The 14,006-nt window shown below is 64.6% G+C and carries 10 protein-coding genes; 4 read left to right on the top strand and 6 right to left on the bottom strand.

What is annotated here, in order from left to right; translation table 11 throughout:
- Positions 1–61: 61 nt before the first annotated feature.
- The 6 genes from E6B08_RS24980 to edd form a co-directional block, all read right to left on the bottom strand.
- Positions 62–1,348: an ABC transporter substrate-binding protein gene (locus tag E6B08_RS24980; protein ID WP_136916410.1), complete on the bottom strand. Its 1,287-nt coding sequence runs from the start codon at positions 1,346–1,348 to the stop codon at positions 62–64.
- A gap of 111 nt (positions 1,349–1,459) precedes the next feature.
- Positions 1,460–2,701, bottom strand: coding sequence for an AGE family epimerase/isomerase (locus tag E6B08_RS24985; RefSeq protein ID WP_136916411.1), 1,242 nt, complete (start codon positions 2,699–2,701; stop codon positions 1,460–1,462).
- Between the two features lie 79 nt (positions 2,702–2,780).
- On the bottom strand, positions 2,781–4,241 hold the full coding sequence (locus E6B08_RS24990; RefSeq protein ID WP_136916412.1) for an ATP-binding protein: 1,461 nt from the start codon (positions 4,239–4,241) through the stop codon (positions 2,781–2,783).
- Positions 4,222–4,947 carry a response regulator gene (locus tag E6B08_RS24995; RefSeq protein ID WP_136916413.1) on the bottom strand — a complete coding sequence of 242 codons (726 nt, stop codon included), beginning with the start codon at positions 4,945–4,947 and terminating at the stop codon, positions 4,222–4,224. The genes E6B08_RS24990 and E6B08_RS24995 overlap by 20 nt, the downstream gene beginning before the upstream one ends.
- 77 nt (positions 4,948–5,024) lie before the next feature.
- Positions 5,025–5,984, bottom strand: coding sequence for a glucokinase (locus tag E6B08_RS25000; protein WP_136916414.1), 960 nt, complete (start codon positions 5,982–5,984; stop codon positions 5,025–5,027).
- Positions 5,981–7,810 carry a phosphogluconate dehydratase gene (edd, locus tag E6B08_RS25005; RefSeq protein ID WP_136916415.1) on the bottom strand — a complete coding sequence of 610 codons (1,830 nt, stop codon included), beginning with the start codon at positions 7,808–7,810 and terminating at the stop codon, positions 5,981–5,983. Before edd ends, E6B08_RS25000 begins: the two co-directional genes overlap by 4 nt.
- A gap of 266 nt (positions 7,811–8,076) precedes the next feature.
- Here edd and gap point away from each other — a divergent pair, with 266 nt between their 5' ends.
- The 4 genes from gap to E6B08_RS25025 all read left to right on the top strand — a co-directional run bounded on the left by gap (position 8,077) and on the right by E6B08_RS25025 (position 13,801).
- Positions 8,077–9,078, top strand: coding sequence for a type I glyceraldehyde-3-phosphate dehydrogenase (gap, locus tag E6B08_RS25010; protein ID WP_136916416.1), 1,002 nt, complete (start codon positions 8,077–8,079; stop codon positions 9,076–9,078).
- Positions 9,079–9,488: 410 nt separating this feature from the next.
- A complete protein-coding gene (locus E6B08_RS25015) occupies positions 9,489–10,001 on the top strand; it encodes an RNA polymerase sigma factor (protein WP_136916417.1) in 513 nt (170 codons plus the stop codon).
- Positions 10,002–10,092: 91 nt separating this feature from the next.
- A complete protein-coding gene (locus E6B08_RS25020; protein ID WP_136916418.1) occupies positions 10,093–11,052 on the top strand; it encodes a FecR family protein in 960 nt (319 codons plus the stop codon).
- A gap of 145 nt (positions 11,053–11,197) precedes the next feature.
- A complete protein-coding gene (locus E6B08_RS25025; RefSeq protein ID WP_136916419.1) occupies positions 11,198–13,801 on the top strand; it encodes a TonB-dependent receptor in 2,604 nt (867 codons plus the stop codon).
- Positions 13,802–14,006 lie beyond the last annotated feature (205 nt).

Consider the following 14,006-nt stretch of genomic DNA (forward strand, 5'->3'; position numbering starts at 1 on the left):
TCGCCACAGGCCTTGGGCAGGGCGCCGAGCCTGTGGGAGCGGGCTTGCCCGCGAATCGTCGTTACTTGGCCGCTGAGATCGCCGCCGCCAGTTTTTTCGCGGCATCGGCTGGATCAGCGTTGGGGTCGTTGATGTAGTTGGTCACTACATCGAAGAATGCCCCTTGCACGGCCAGCGTGGTGGCCATGTTGTGCGCCATGCTGGGCTGCAGCCCGCCAGTCTTGGCGTCGGCCAGGAAGTCCTTGGCCGAGGTCTGCGCACAGGCATCGAAGCCGTACTTGCCCATGTCGGCGAGCATGTCGTTGCGCACCGGGATCGAACCCTTGTTGATGCTGAACACCTTCTGGAAGTCCTGGCCGAGGACTTTGCGGGCGATGTCCTGCTGGCCGGCGGCGGTGCCTTGGTCCTTCTGCTTGAACACCGCCAGCGAGTCGATGTTGTAGAGGAAGGCCTTGTCGGTGCCTGGGAAAGGCACGCATTGGTAGTCCTTGCCGGCAACCTTCTTGGCCAGGGTCCATTCGCTCTTGGCCCAGTCACCCATGATCTGCATGCCGGCCTTGCCGTTGATGACCTTCGCCGCTTCAAGGTTCCAGTCCTGGCCCTTGCCGTCAGGGTCCATGTAGGTAGCGACCTTTTTCAACTCGGTCAGCGCCTTGACCATCTCGGGCCCGGTCAGCGCATCCTTGTCCAGGTCGACCAGCGCCTTCTGGTAACCCTCGGCCCCCATCACCGACAGCACCACGCTTTCGAACACGGTACTGTCCTGCCATGGCTGGCCGCCGTGGGCGAGCGGGATGAAGCCTGCAGCCTTGAGCTTGTCGGCCGCCGCATAGAACTGTTCGAGGGTGGTGGGCGGCTGCTTGATGCCGGCTTTCTTGAACACGTCCGGGTTGATCCACAACCAGTTGATACGGTGGATGTTCACCGGCACGGCGACGTAGTCACCGTCGTACTTCATGGTATCGGCGACCTTCTTGTCGAGTAGCGAGTCCCACTGTTCTTGCTTGGCCACGTCCTTGAGCACGTCCGTGTCGAGCAGGCCGGTCGAAGCCCACTCCTGGATGTCCGGCCCCTTGATCTGCGCGACGCCGGGCGGATTGCCGGCCACCGCCCGGCTCTTGAGCACGGTCATCGCCGTGGCCCCGCCACCACCGGCGACGGCGCCGTCCTTCCAGGTGAAACCATCTTTCTCGACCTGGGCCTTGAGCACGTCCACGGCGGCTTTTTCACCACCGGAGGTCCACCAGTGCACGACCTCGACACTGCCTTTGGACTCGGCAGCAAGGACAGTGAGCGGGAACAGCGAAGCAAGGGAGAGAGCGCCAGCAAGGCGAAGGGCAGCGTTCATGAAGGTACCTTTCCAGTTTCTTGTTGTTATGCCGAGCAAGTCGGTCGCTTGCATTGCATGGAGTCTAATCAGCCCACCCGCTTCGCTAGGTAACGAAGCGATGCATGAATGTCATCGTTTGGTTACATTGCGCGCCAGGTTGCTCGCCAGGCTCGGCGCCAGTGGCAACCCTGGCAACAGCAGCGCCTGGTAGGCGTGATACAGGTCGGGCTTGCCTGGCCAGATCGTCCCGGCCGGCCGGTTGTTGGCGTCGAGTTCGTGGTGCCAGCTACCGCTCACGCGGTCGATGAAGTGGTTGTCGATGAACCCCCAGAGCCGTTGATACCAACGCTGGTAATCGGCTTCGCCGGTGCGCAGCAGCAACGCCGCGGCGACGGCGCAAGCCTCGGCGTGCACCCAATGCAGACGCGCTCTGACCACGGGGCGGTTGTCCCAGTCGAGGGTGTAGATGAAGCCTTCCGTGCCATCGACGTGCCAGGCCAGGTTGCAAGCGCTGTCGAACAGCCCACGTGCGCAGGGCAGCAACCAAGCCGGTACCTCCCGGCCAGCCTGGGTCAGGCTGGCTTCCAGGTGCAACAACAGGCGAGCCCACTCCAGGCCATGGCCCGGGGTCGTGCCATAGGGCCGGAAATGATCGGCAGGATGCTCCAGGTTGTAATGGGGCAAGGGCTGCCAGTGCGCATCGAAATGTTCGACCACCCGATACTGGTTGGCCGCGGCCAGGCTATGGATGATCCGCTCGGCGATGCGCAGGGCGCGATCCAGCCAGCACGGATCGCCAGTGACATCGGCAAGCGCGAGGAAGGCTTCGGTCGCGTGCATGTTGCTGTTGGCGCCACGATAGGGCTCGGGCAACTGCCAGGCGCGCGAGAAGGTTTCGCGCATGGCGCCCTCTTCTTCGCTCCAGAAATGCGCCTCGATGATCCGCACCGCGTCCGCCAGCAACAGGTCGGCAGCAGCGGCGCCCGCCACCTGCGCGGAGCTGGCGGCCAGGGCGACGAATGCATGCAGGTAGGCTGACTTACCGCTGTCATCCTGACCACCCGGATGGCTGAACCAGCCGCCATAGTTGGCATCGCGCATCGCCCCGCACAGGGCGGCCACGCCATGCTCGGCATAGGCCAGGCAACCCGGCACGCCCTGGATGTGCGCCAAGGCGAAACAGTGGGTCATGCGCGCGGTGTGCAGGGTGTCGGCACCAGCCCCCGGTAGCAGGTGGCCGGTTGCGTCGAGGCTGCCAAAGCCGTCGGGCAGCCAGGCTGCCTTGGCGAAGTCCAGCAGGCGCTGCCCTTCGGCCAGGCGCCAGGCGGCGTGCACCGAAGCGTCGAGCCAGTTGAGACAGGTATCGTTCATGGGCCACCGCGTCCTTGCCATCATGTGCGAATTCTAGCGAGCGCGCTTGGCTGGCATGTCACAAAGCTCCGCCTGTATGTCACAGCCCGGTGACATCGCGCGGCAGATACAGCGTTACCCGCAACCCACCCCCACGCAAATTGAGCAAGCTGACTTCGCCACCGTGGCTATGGGCGATGTTCCGCGCGATCCCCAACCCCAGCCCATAGCCCTGCTGCAGCCCTGCTAGGCGCACATGCGGCTCGAACACCTGTTCCAGTTGCTGCTCGGGCACCCCAGGGCCGTGGTCGTCGACCTGCAGGACGAAGCTCTCGGTACTGTCGAGAATCCGCAGGCGCGCCCGCTCGCCGTACTTGATGGCATTGTCGATGAGGTTGCCGATACACCGGCGCAGGGCCAGTGCCTTGCCCGGATATGGCGCCAGCGCCTGCCCCTCGACGGTGATGCGGCCATCGACCAGGTAGGGTTCGGCCAGGAGCTCCAGGACCTGATTGAGGTCGATCGGCTCGATGTTCTCGTGGATATCGGTGTCCTTCACGCACTGCAGGGCACCCTTGACCAGCAGCTCCAGCTCGTCGAGGTCCTGGCTGAACTTGGCTTGCAAGCGCTCATCCTCGAGCAGCTCCACACGCAGGCGCAGGCGCGTGATGGGCGTGCGCAAGTCATGGGAAATGGCGCTGAACAACTGGCTGCGCTCGGTCAGGTAGCGGCTGATGCGCTCGCGCATGCTGTTGAACGCCCGCCCCACCTCGACTACCTCGCTGCCTCCACGCTCGGCCACCGGCGCGACGTCGGCGCCCAGCGACAACTCCCGGGCAGAGCGGGCCAGGCGCTTGAGCGGCCAGCTCTGCCAATGCACCAGCAGGCCGATGAACAGCAACAGCAAGGCGGTGGTCAGGAAAATGAAACCGACCTGCTGGCGTGGCAGGCGCTCGGCCTCGAGGCTGGTGTAGGGTTCGGGCAGCAGTGAGGCGATGTACAGCCACTCACCCTCGCCCAGGCGGATCTGGGTCACCAGCACCGGCGGGTTGAGCGGCTCCAGGGTCAGTGAATAGTGGGCCCACGAACGCGGCAGCTCGTCGAGCTTGAGGCCGCTGTTGAAGATGCGCAGGTCGTCGGGGCCGACGAATTCCACCGAGATATCCATCTGGGCGCCCAGTCGTTCGTGCAGCACCTGCTGGACCACCTCGATCACCGCCTGCTTGCGGGGCGTCGCCGGCAGCTCCGGCATGACCAGCGGCTTGACGTTGAGCGAGACGAAAAAGCGCGTGCCGCCCATGCTGCGCAACTGGTCGAGGACCATCGGCCGGTAGGCCACTGGCAGCGAGCGGAAGTAGCTGACACTGGCACTCATCGAATGGGCCAGGCTGCTGGCGCTGGCCCGTAGCCCCTGAAGCTGGCTGGAACGCAGCTGCGCGACCCAGATGAAGCTCGACAGCCCCTGGGCGAGCAGCACCGCCAGCAGCGTCAGCAACAGCATGCGGCCGAGCAAGGAGCGCGGCAACAGGCGCCAGCGCCGTTCAGCCCGTGCAGCGGACATGGGCAGCCAGCAGGTAACCACTGCCGCGTACGGTACGGATCAAGCGGGGTGGCCGGTCGGTATCACGCAGGCGCTGGCGCAAACGGCTGACGGCCATGTCGACGATGCGATCCAGCGGCATCGGCTCACGGCCACGGGTGGCATTGCCAATGGTGTCGCGATCGAGGATCTGCTGGGGGTTGTCGAGAAACAGCTTGAGCAGCGCGAAGTCGGCACCGGACAGCATCACTTCTTCGCCGTCGCGATGGAACAGTCGGTGGCTGATCGTGTCCAGCCGCCATTCGTCGAAGGCCAGCACCGCGCCACCCGGCGCCGTCTGGGCGAAGTCGGCGCGGCGCAGCAGGGCCTTGATGCGTGCCTGCAGCTCACGCGGACTGAATGGTTTGCCGAGGTAGTCGTCGGCGCCCAGTTCCAGGCCGATGACCCGGTCGGTCTCGTCGGAACTGGCGGTCAGCATGATGATCGGCACGCGGGCTTGGCGGGGGTGCTGACGCACCCAGCGGCACAGGCTGAAACCGTCCTCGCCGGGCAACATCACGTCGAGTATCACCAGGTCGCAGGGCGTGGTATCCAGTGCCTGGCGAAAGCCCTGGCCATCGGCTTCGGCATGTACCTGGTAGCCCAGGCGGCTCAGGTACGTGTGTAACAGTTCGCGGATCTCCTGATCGTCGTCGACCATCAGGATGGATTTTCCGGCAGTACTCAAGGTGTCCCGCCCTCATTGTTGTTATCGCACCGCTAAAAGGGAGCACCCTGCTCCCCGATCGGTCAATCAGCAGTCAATCAGTGGTCCAGCGCCTGTTGCAATGCAACGCCAGCGCCCAGCAGCCCGGAAAACTCCGCCGTGACCAACCACACCGGCACCCCGGCAAGATAACCGCTCATGCAGCCTTTGTCGGCAAAACTCTGGGCAAATCCACTGCGCAGGAACAGCTCGGCAAAACGCGGGATCACGCCGCCGACAATATAGACCCCACCGCGGGCCCCCAGGGTGAGGACATTGTTACCGGCCACCCGGCCGAGGAATCGACAGAACTGCTCGATCACCGCCAGCGCCCGTGGTTCGCCGGCCAGGGCGGCGTCGGTGATCTCTGCCGGGGTTTTGTGTCGAGGAGTGTCGCCGTCGAGTGCGCAGATCGCCTGGTACAACCGCACCAGGCCGCCACCGCTGAGCACCGTCTCGGCACTGACGTGGCCGATCTGGCCGTGGATCTGCTGGTGGATCGCCGCCTCGCGGGCATTGCCTACTGGCAGATCGACGTGCCCCCCCTCGCCCGGCAGCGCCAGCCAGCCGCGTTCGCCCAGGTGCAACAGGCTGCCGACGCCGAGACCGGTGCCAGGGCCGATCACCAACGCCGGGCGCAGGGTGTCGGCCTGGCCGGGGCATACTTCATGGAATTCACCGGCGCGCAGGCGCGTCATGCCCAGGGCCATGGCGGAGAAATCGTTGGTGAGCAACAGGTGCTCGACCTGCAGCGTCTGGCAGAACGCCTTGCGGTTCAGACGCCAATGGTTGTTGGTGAAACGAAAGTCGTCGCCATCCACCGGCCCGGCCACTGCCAGGCACACCGCCGCCAAGTCGCCACCGGCGATGCCCTGGTCGTCCAGGTAGGCCGCGATGGCCTGCTCGGGGCTGGTGTGGTCGGCGGTGGCGAATACCTTCACCGCGTGCAGCTGGTTGTCGCGCCACAACGCGAAGCGGGCATTGGTGCCACCGATGTCGCCAACCAGCAGTTCCTTCATTTGAGGTTCTCCAATGCCGAGGTGAAGGCACTGGCGCCCTGCTCGGCCGGGCTGAACGCCATGCGCATGAAGCCGAACAGTTCGCGCCCGCAGCCCTCGTCGTTGCCCTGCGCAGGCGCTGGCAGGTCGCGGCTGGCCAGTACCTCGGCCGACACCATCACCTGCAACGTACCTTCGACACCATCGACCCGCACGATATCACCGTCACGCACCTTTGCCAGCGGACCACCGTCGAACGCTTCGGGGCAGACGTGGATTGCCGCCGGAATTTTGCCCGAGGCGCCGGACATGCGCCCGTCGGTCACCAACGCGACCTTGTAGCCGCGATCCTGCAGCACGCCGAGAAACGGCGTGAGCTTGTGCAACTCAGGCATGCCGTTGCAGCGTGGCCCCTGGAAACGCACCACTGCGACGAAATCGCGCTCCAACTCGCCGGCCTTGAAGGCGTCGGCCAGCGACTGCTGGTCGTCGAAGATCCGTGCCGGCGCCTCCACCACCTGGTGCTCCGGCGCCACCGCGGACACTTTCATCACGCCGCGGCCGAGATTGCCGTGCATCACCCGCAAGCCACCCTCGGCCGAGAACGGTCGCGCCACCGGTCGCAGGATGCTTTCGTCAAGGCTCTGCCGCGGCCCTTCGCGCCATACCAGGCGGCCGTCGTCGAGGAACGGCTCCTGGGTGTAGCGGCGCAGGCCGCGGCCGGCAACGGTGTTGACGTCTTCGTGCAGCAGTCCGGCATCGAGCAGCTCGCGAATCAGGAAGGCCATGCCACCCGCCGCCTGGAAATGGTTGATGTCGGCCTTGCCGTTGGGATACACGTGCGACAAGGTCGGTACCACTTCGGACAGGTCGGCCATGTCCTGCCAGGTGAGCTGGATGCCCGCCGCCTGGGCGATAGCCGGAAGGTGCAGGGTGTGGTTGGTCGAGCCGCCGGTAGCGTGCAGGGCAACGATGGCGTTGACCAGCGCCTTCTCGTCGACGATTTCACCCAGCGGCATGAAGCCGCTGCCGCTGGCCTTGGTCATGCGCGTGACTTGCTGCGCCGCCTCGGCGGTGAGCGCATCGCGCAGCGGCGTGTAAGGGTTGACGAACGAGGCGCCCGGCAGGTGCAGGCCCATCACTTCCATGACCAGCTGGTTGGTGTTGGCGGTGCCGTAGAAGGTGCAGGTGCCCGGGCCGTGGTAAGACTTCATCTCCGATTCGAGCAACTGCTCGCGGCTGGCCTTGCCCTCGGCATAGCGCTGACGTACGTCGGCCTTTTCCTTGTTGGAGATCCCCGAGGTCATCGGGCCACCCGGGACGAAGATCGTCGGCAGGTGACCGAAGCGCAGCGCGCCCATCATCAGGCCCGGGACGATCTTGTCGCAGATGCCGAGCATCATCGCGGCATCGAACATGTTGTGCGACAGCGCCACTGCGGTGGACATGGCGATCACTTCGCGGCTGGCGATGGCCAGTTCCATGCCTGGCTCGCCCTGGGTCACGCCGTCGCACATGGCCGGCACGCCACCGGCGAACTGGCCGACCGAACCGACCTCGCGCAGGGCCTGTTTGATCTGCTCGGGAAAGTGCTGGTAGGGCTGGTGCGCCGAGAGCATGTCGTTGTAAGCCGAGACGATGGCCACGTTGGCGGCGTTCATCAGGCGCAGGCTGTGCTTGTCTTCGGCACCGCAACCGGCCACGCCGTGGGCGAAGTTGGCGCATTGCAGGCCGGCACGCATGGGTCCGTCACTGGCCGCCCCGCGAATCAGGCGCAGGTAGCGTTCACGGGTGGCACGGCTGCGCTCTACCAGCCGTCGGGTGACCTCAAGGATGCGCGGATGCATGTACTGGACTCCAGGCTAACTGTAAGGGTGGCCGTACCGGACATTTCCCCTCCCACCGATCGCGTCCTAGGCTCAAGTACAAAGGGGCCTGACGCATCGAGGAGGCGGACCAGCCAACCACTCGTTGTATGTTTAAACAAAATTCTGCCAGTAAAAAGGCTTGTTTTCTATCTGATAGTGAATAATCTTGTAATTCCAACAACAAAACCGTTTCAGTGAAGCTCCTTTGTGCCACAGGTTTCACTCTGACTGCCAGAGGTACTGCCATGACTCTACGCATCGCCATCAACGGATTCGGCCGCATCGGACGCAACGTCCTGCGCGCACTGTATACCCAAGGCTACCGCCAGGACCTGCAGGTCGTCGCCATCAACGACCTTGGCGACAGCACCATGAATGCCCATCTGCTCAAGTACGACAGCGTGCACGGCACCTTCGACGCCACGGTCGAGGCCGATCACGAGAGCCTGACCGTCAACGGTGACCGGATTGCGGTCAGCGCCATCCGCAACCCCGCCGACCTGCCCTGGAAAGCCGAAGCGATCGACGTCGTGTTCGAGTGTACAGGCCTGTTCACAGAACGAGCCAAGGCCGCGGCGCACCTGGCGGCCGGGGCCGGCAAGGTGATCGTCTCGGCGCCGGCCAAGGGCGCCGATGCCACCATCGTATATGGCGTAAACCACGACATCCTGCGCCCGTCGCACCAGGTCATCTCCAGCGCTTCCTGCACCACCAACTGCCTGGCGCCGATCGCCCAGGTGCTGCACCGCGAGTTCGGCATCGAACAAGGCCTGATGACCACCATCCATGCCTACACCAACGACCAGGTACTGACCGACGTCTATCACAGCGATCCCTACCGCGCCCGCTCGGCCACCCAGTCGATGATCCCCAGCAAGACCGGCGCCGCCGAGGCGGTGGGCCTGGTGCTGCCGGAGCTCGCCGGCAAGCTGACCGGCATGGCCGTGCGCGTGCCGGTGATCAACGTGTCGCTGGTCGACCTCACGGTCAACCTCAAGCGCGAGGCCAGCGCCGAGCAGGTCAACCAGTTGTTCCTCGAAGCCAGCCGGCATTCCCGGGTGCTGGGCTACAACGCCCTACCGCTGGTGTCGTGCGATTTCAACCACAACCCGCTGTCGTCGATCTTCGATGCCAACCATACCCGCGCCAACGGTCACATGCTCAAGGTGCTGGCCTGGTACGACAACGAATGGGGGTTCTCCAACCGTATGCTGGATAACTGCCTGGCGCTCTGTAACGCTCGGTGAGTGATGTGTGCGCTTGAGTGGTGTGGTGCCGCGCAAATCGAGCGCCGCCCGCGCGGCGCATCGCGACGCAAGGCCGCTCCCACATCTGTTGCAACGAACCTATGTCTGTCAGGCCATGGTTGTTCGCTTTTGGCGCCTGTCGAGGAGTCGCGCCGGACCCACCAGGCTGACAACCATGACCTATCAGACAGAGGTACGTTGCAACAAATGTGGGAGCGGCCTTGCGTCGCGATGCGCCGCGCGGGCGGCGCTCGATTTGTGCGGCACCACAACTCTCCAGAGTACTCCTCCCCCGACGCCCCATTCATGGCCAACCGCCACAATCTTTACCTTTTCCTAACAATTCGATACTTGACCTGACGAGCAGATGATAAGCATTATCATTCACCTTTCGTCGGCCAGGTCCCACCGTGAGTCAGTCCCGGTTCAATTCCGTGTTTCTCGTCCAGCGCCTTTCCCTGCTGCGTACCCTCCAGCGCATGGTGGGCAACCCCAGCACGGCCGAAGACCTGCTGCAGGAAACCTACCTGCGCGTGTCCCGGGCAGTGAGCGAGCGCCCCATCGAGCACCTCGAGCCCTTCGTGTTCCAGACCGCCCGCAACCTGGCCCTGGACCACTTGCGCAGCCGCCGCGTGCAAGCCCGCACGCTGGTCGACGACGTGCCCGAGGCGGTACTGCACAACGTCGCCGCGCCCGCCAGCAACAGCGAGGATGCCGCCCATGCCGAGCGCCTGCTCAAGCAGTTGAGCGCCAGCCTCGGGCAACTGAGCGAACGCCAGCAGCGCATTTTCATCCTCAGCCGAGTGCATGGCGCCAGCTACCTGGAAATCGCCGAGCAGTTGAAGGTTTCAGCCAGCACCATGCAGAAGGAACTGAAGCTGATCATGGCCATCTGCATGGGCGTGGCCGATCGCCTCAAGTGAAACGACCAGCGGCTCACGAGGAAATCCAATTCCCTTGCCACACCCGGCCTTTGCCTTGATCATGCGCGAAAAACCATTCCAGGGATCCACCGTGACCGACAGCCCCGTCCCTCGCCCGCCATCCACCGGGCCCGACGCACGCGCCCGCGCCATGGACGAAGCGCTGGACTGGCTCGTGCGCCTGCAATGCGCCACCGAGCAGGACACCCTGGCTTTCGAGCAATGGCTGGGCGCGGCGACCGAAAACGCCGAAGCCTATGTGCAAGCCGAAGCCTTGTGGAATGGCAAACCGCTGCGCGAGGCCGCCGTGCAACTGCACCAGGACCAGCGCCGCTCGGTGCGCGGACGCCTGCGTAGCCACTGGAAACCCCTGGCCACCGCTGCATTGCTGCTGGTCGGCCTGTTCACCTTCGGCAACCTGCCGGTGCGCCTGCAGGCCGACCACCTGACCGTGGTCGGCGAACGCCAGCGTCTGGAGCTGGGCGACAGCGCCAAGGTACTGCTCAACACCAACTCGGCCTTCGCCAGCGACCTGCGCGACGGCCGCCAGGTCGCCCGCCTGCTGCAGGGTGAAGCCTACTTCCAGGTGGCTGGCGGGCAGATGCCGCTCGAGGTTCAGGCCGGTCCCCTGCGCGCCCAGGTGCGCGATACCGACTTCGCCGTGCGCTATCTCGACGGCGAGGCGCAAGTGCGAGTCCAGCGCGGCGATGTCGACCTGCAGGGGGCCCGCGACCAACGCATTCGCCTCAGTGCCGGCGACAGCATCAGCGTCGGCCCTGCAGGTTTCGGCCAGCGCCAACGCCCCGACATGCACAAGGACCTGGCCTGGATCGACGGTCGCCTGGTGTTCGAGAACTGCCCGCTGCGCGAAGTGCTCGCCGAGGTTCGGCGTTACTACCCCGGCTGGATCATCAACCGCAACGGCCAGCTGGACGACATCGCGGTCACCGGCAACTACCGCCTCGACCAACCGCTGCAGACCCTGCGCGCCCTGGCCCAGATCACCTCGGCGCAACTGCACGAGTACCCCGCCCTGGTCATTCTCAACTGATGAACACCGCCCGCTAACGCGGGCCGAATTATTTTTACGCGATCGCGATAGCCCAGTCGTCTCGTTATAGCCAATGCAACTGATTCTTGTTTCATGAGGGATCGGTCATCACCTATAACAGTTCGCGCGTCTGGGAGCGCCTTCGATGTCCACAGGTCAAAATCGCCCGTCCACCCTTCCCCCCCGTACCGGGCAGCCGTCGCTGCTGAGCCTTTCACTATTGAACCTGGCCCTGCTCGCTGGCGGCGCCTGCAGCCTGCCGGCACTGGCCGCCGAACCGGCCCAGGCCAGCAGCCCACGCATGGGCGACTACCGCTTCGACATCGCCCAGCAGCCACTGGTCTCGGCCATCAACGCGTTCAGCCAGGTGACCGGCTGGCAGGTTGGCTTCAGCGCCGAACTGGCCGACGGTATCGCCTCGCCGGGCGTGCAGGGATCGCTGGCGCCGCAAGCCGCGCTCAAGCGCCTGCTGCACGGCACCGGCCTGAGTTTCCGTAGCATCGGCAGCGGCAACGTGGTGCTCGAGCGCCAGGCCGCGGGCAATGCCATCGCCCTGCAGCAGATGACCGTCAGCGCCACTCGTAGCGCCCAGGACGTCAGCCAGGTGCCTAGCACCGTGAGCGTTCACACCCGCGAGCAGCTGGACCGCGACAACGTCAACAACATCCAGGACCTGGTGCGCTACGAGCCGGGCGTATCGGTGGCCGGCACCGGCCAGCGCAGTGGCCTGAACGGCTACAACATCCGCGGCATCGACGGCGAGCGCATCCTCACCCAGATCGACGGCGTGTCGATCCCGGACAGCTTCTTCTACGGGCCCTACGCCCAGACCCAGCGCAACTACGTCGACCCCGAGATCGTCAAGCGTGTGGAAATCCTTCGCGGCCCGGCCTCGGTCCTGTACGGCAGCAACGCCATCGGCGGCGCGGTGAGCTACTTCACCCTCGACCCCGACGACATCATCAAGCCAGGCAAGGACGTCGGCGCCCGCCTCAAGACCGGCTACAGCTCGGCAGACGAAAGCTGGCTGACCTCGGCCACCGTGGCCGGCCGCCACGGCGACGTCGACGGCCTGTTGCACCTGAGCCAGCGCAACGGCCACGAAACCGAGTCGTACGGCAGCCATGGCGGCGCCGGCATCGACCGCACCGAAGCCAACCCAACCGACGTGCGCACCACCAACGTGCTGGCCAAGCTGGGCTGGAACTACGCCGACGATGCACGCCTGGGCTTCACCTATGAGAACTACAAGGACGACCGCGACCAGAACGTGTTGAGCGCCGTCAACGGCCCCTATGCCAACGGCACGGCCATGGGCATGTACAAATCGCGGCAGGCCGAGGACACCATCACCCGTGAACGCTTCGGCATCAACCACGAGTTCGGCCTGGACTCGGTAATGGCCGATCACGTGAAGTGGAGCCTGAACTACCAGGTCGCCAAGACCAACCAGGACACCGCAGAAATCTACGTACCCTTCGTTCGCCAGGTCTACCGTACCCGCAATACCACCTACAAGGATCGCCAGTGGGTCTTCGATGCCCAGCTCGACAAGGCCTTCAGCATCGGCCAGACCGATCACGAGCTGACCTACGGCGCCACCGTCAAGCATGAGAAAGTCACCGGCTCGCGCAGCGGCAACGGCACCTGCCTGGCGGTGGGCGCGGGTTGCACCGCCGTCGGCGCCGACAGCCCGAGCGATCGCCAGCAACTGGTCAGCGATTTCCCGGACCCGACCATCGACACCTACAGCCTGTTCGTCCAGGACCAGATCCGCTGGAACGACTGGACCTTCCTGCCGGGCGCGCGCTACGACTACACCCGCATGGAGCCGAAATTCACCGAGGAATTCCTGCGCGGCATCCAGGGCTCCAGCACCACGGGCCCCGATTCACAAGACGACTCGACCAAGAAATGGCATCGCGTATCGCCCAAGTTCGGCATCACCTACGCGTTCAACGACAACTACACCTGGTATGGCCAATACGCCGAGGGCTTCCGCACGCCGACAGCCAAGTCCATGTTCGGCCGCTTCACCAACGAGACTGTCGGCTATACAGTCAAGGGCAATCCGGGGCTCGAGCCTGAGAAGAGCAAAGGCTACGAAACCGGCCTGCGTGGTAACTTCAATGCTGGCAACTTCGACGTCGCGGTGTACTACAACAAGTACCGCGACTTCATCGATGAGGACGCCGTGCAGAGCGCCACGCTGGGACAAACCTTCCAGGCAGCCAACATCAAGCACGCCACCATCAAGGGCGCCGAGGTCAAGGGCCGCCTGAACCTGGATCACTTCGGTGCACCGCAGGGCCTCTACACCCAAGGCTCGATCGCCTACACCTACGGCCGCAATGACGACACCGGCGAGCCGCTGAACTCGGTCAACCCGCTCAAGGGCGTATTCGGCCTGGGCTACGACCAGGACAACTATGGCGGCCTGCTGAGCTGGACCCTGGTCAAGCGCAAGACCCGCGTCGACGACACCTCGTACTTCGACGCCGACGGCTCCTCGTCGAAATTCCGCACCCCGGGCTACGGCGTGCTGGACCTGACCGGCTTCTACAAGGTAACCAACGACGTGACCGTCAACGCCGGCCTGTACAACCTCACCGACAAGAAGTACTGGCAGTGGGACTCGGTGCGCAGCTACGACGGCCAGGGCGAGGCCGGCGTGACCCAGCCGGCCAACCTCGACCGCCTGACCATGCCGGGACGCAATTTCGCGGTCAACGTGGTGTGGGATATCTGATCTGCATCGCCGCTGATCTGCATTGTCAGCAGCGGCCCTTTCGCGGGCAAAGCCCGCTCCCACAGATTCACCGCGGTACCTGAAACCGCTGGTTCCCCTGTGGGAGCGGGCTTGCCCGCGAAAGGGCCAGAAGCTTAAGCAGAAAAATCCAGATTTTTTACTGTCACCTGTCGTCCGTTTCGTCTTGTCACTAGACGCCCTCATT

Source organism: Pseudomonas putida (genome assembly GCF_005080685.1).
Lineage (GTDB): Bacteria > Pseudomonadota > Gammaproteobacteria > Pseudomonadales > Pseudomonadaceae > Aquipseudomonas > Aquipseudomonas putida_V.

What these genes read in the sequence shown, in the direction of transcription:
- E6B08_RS24980 (WP_136916410.1), bottom strand. Translation starts at nt 1,348, where the DNA reads ATGAACGCTGCCCTTCGCCTTGCTGGCGCTCTCTCCCTTGCTTCGCTG.
- E6B08_RS24985 (WP_136916411.1), bottom strand. Translation starts at nt 2,701, where the DNA reads ATGAACGATACCTGTCTCAACTGGCTCGACGCTTCGGTGCACGCCGCC.
- E6B08_RS24990 (WP_136916412.1), bottom strand. Translation starts at nt 4,241, where the DNA reads ATGTCCGCTGCACGGGCTGAACGGCGCTGGCGCCTGTTGCCGCGCTCC.
- E6B08_RS25000 (WP_136916414.1), bottom strand. Translation starts at nt 5,984, where the DNA reads ATGAAGGAACTGCTGGTTGGCGACATCGGTGGCACCAATGCCCGCTTC.
- edd (WP_136916415.1), bottom strand. Translation starts at nt 7,810, where the DNA reads ATGCATCCGCGCATCCTTGAGGTCACCCGACGGCTGGTAGAGCGCAGC.
- gap (WP_136916416.1), top strand. Translation starts at nt 8,077, where the DNA reads ATGACTCTACGCATCGCCATCAACGGATTCGGCCGCATCGGACGCAAC.
- E6B08_RS25025 (WP_136916419.1), top strand. Translation starts at nt 11,198, where the DNA reads ATGTCCACAGGTCAAAATCGCCCGTCCACCCTTCCCCCCCGTACCGGG.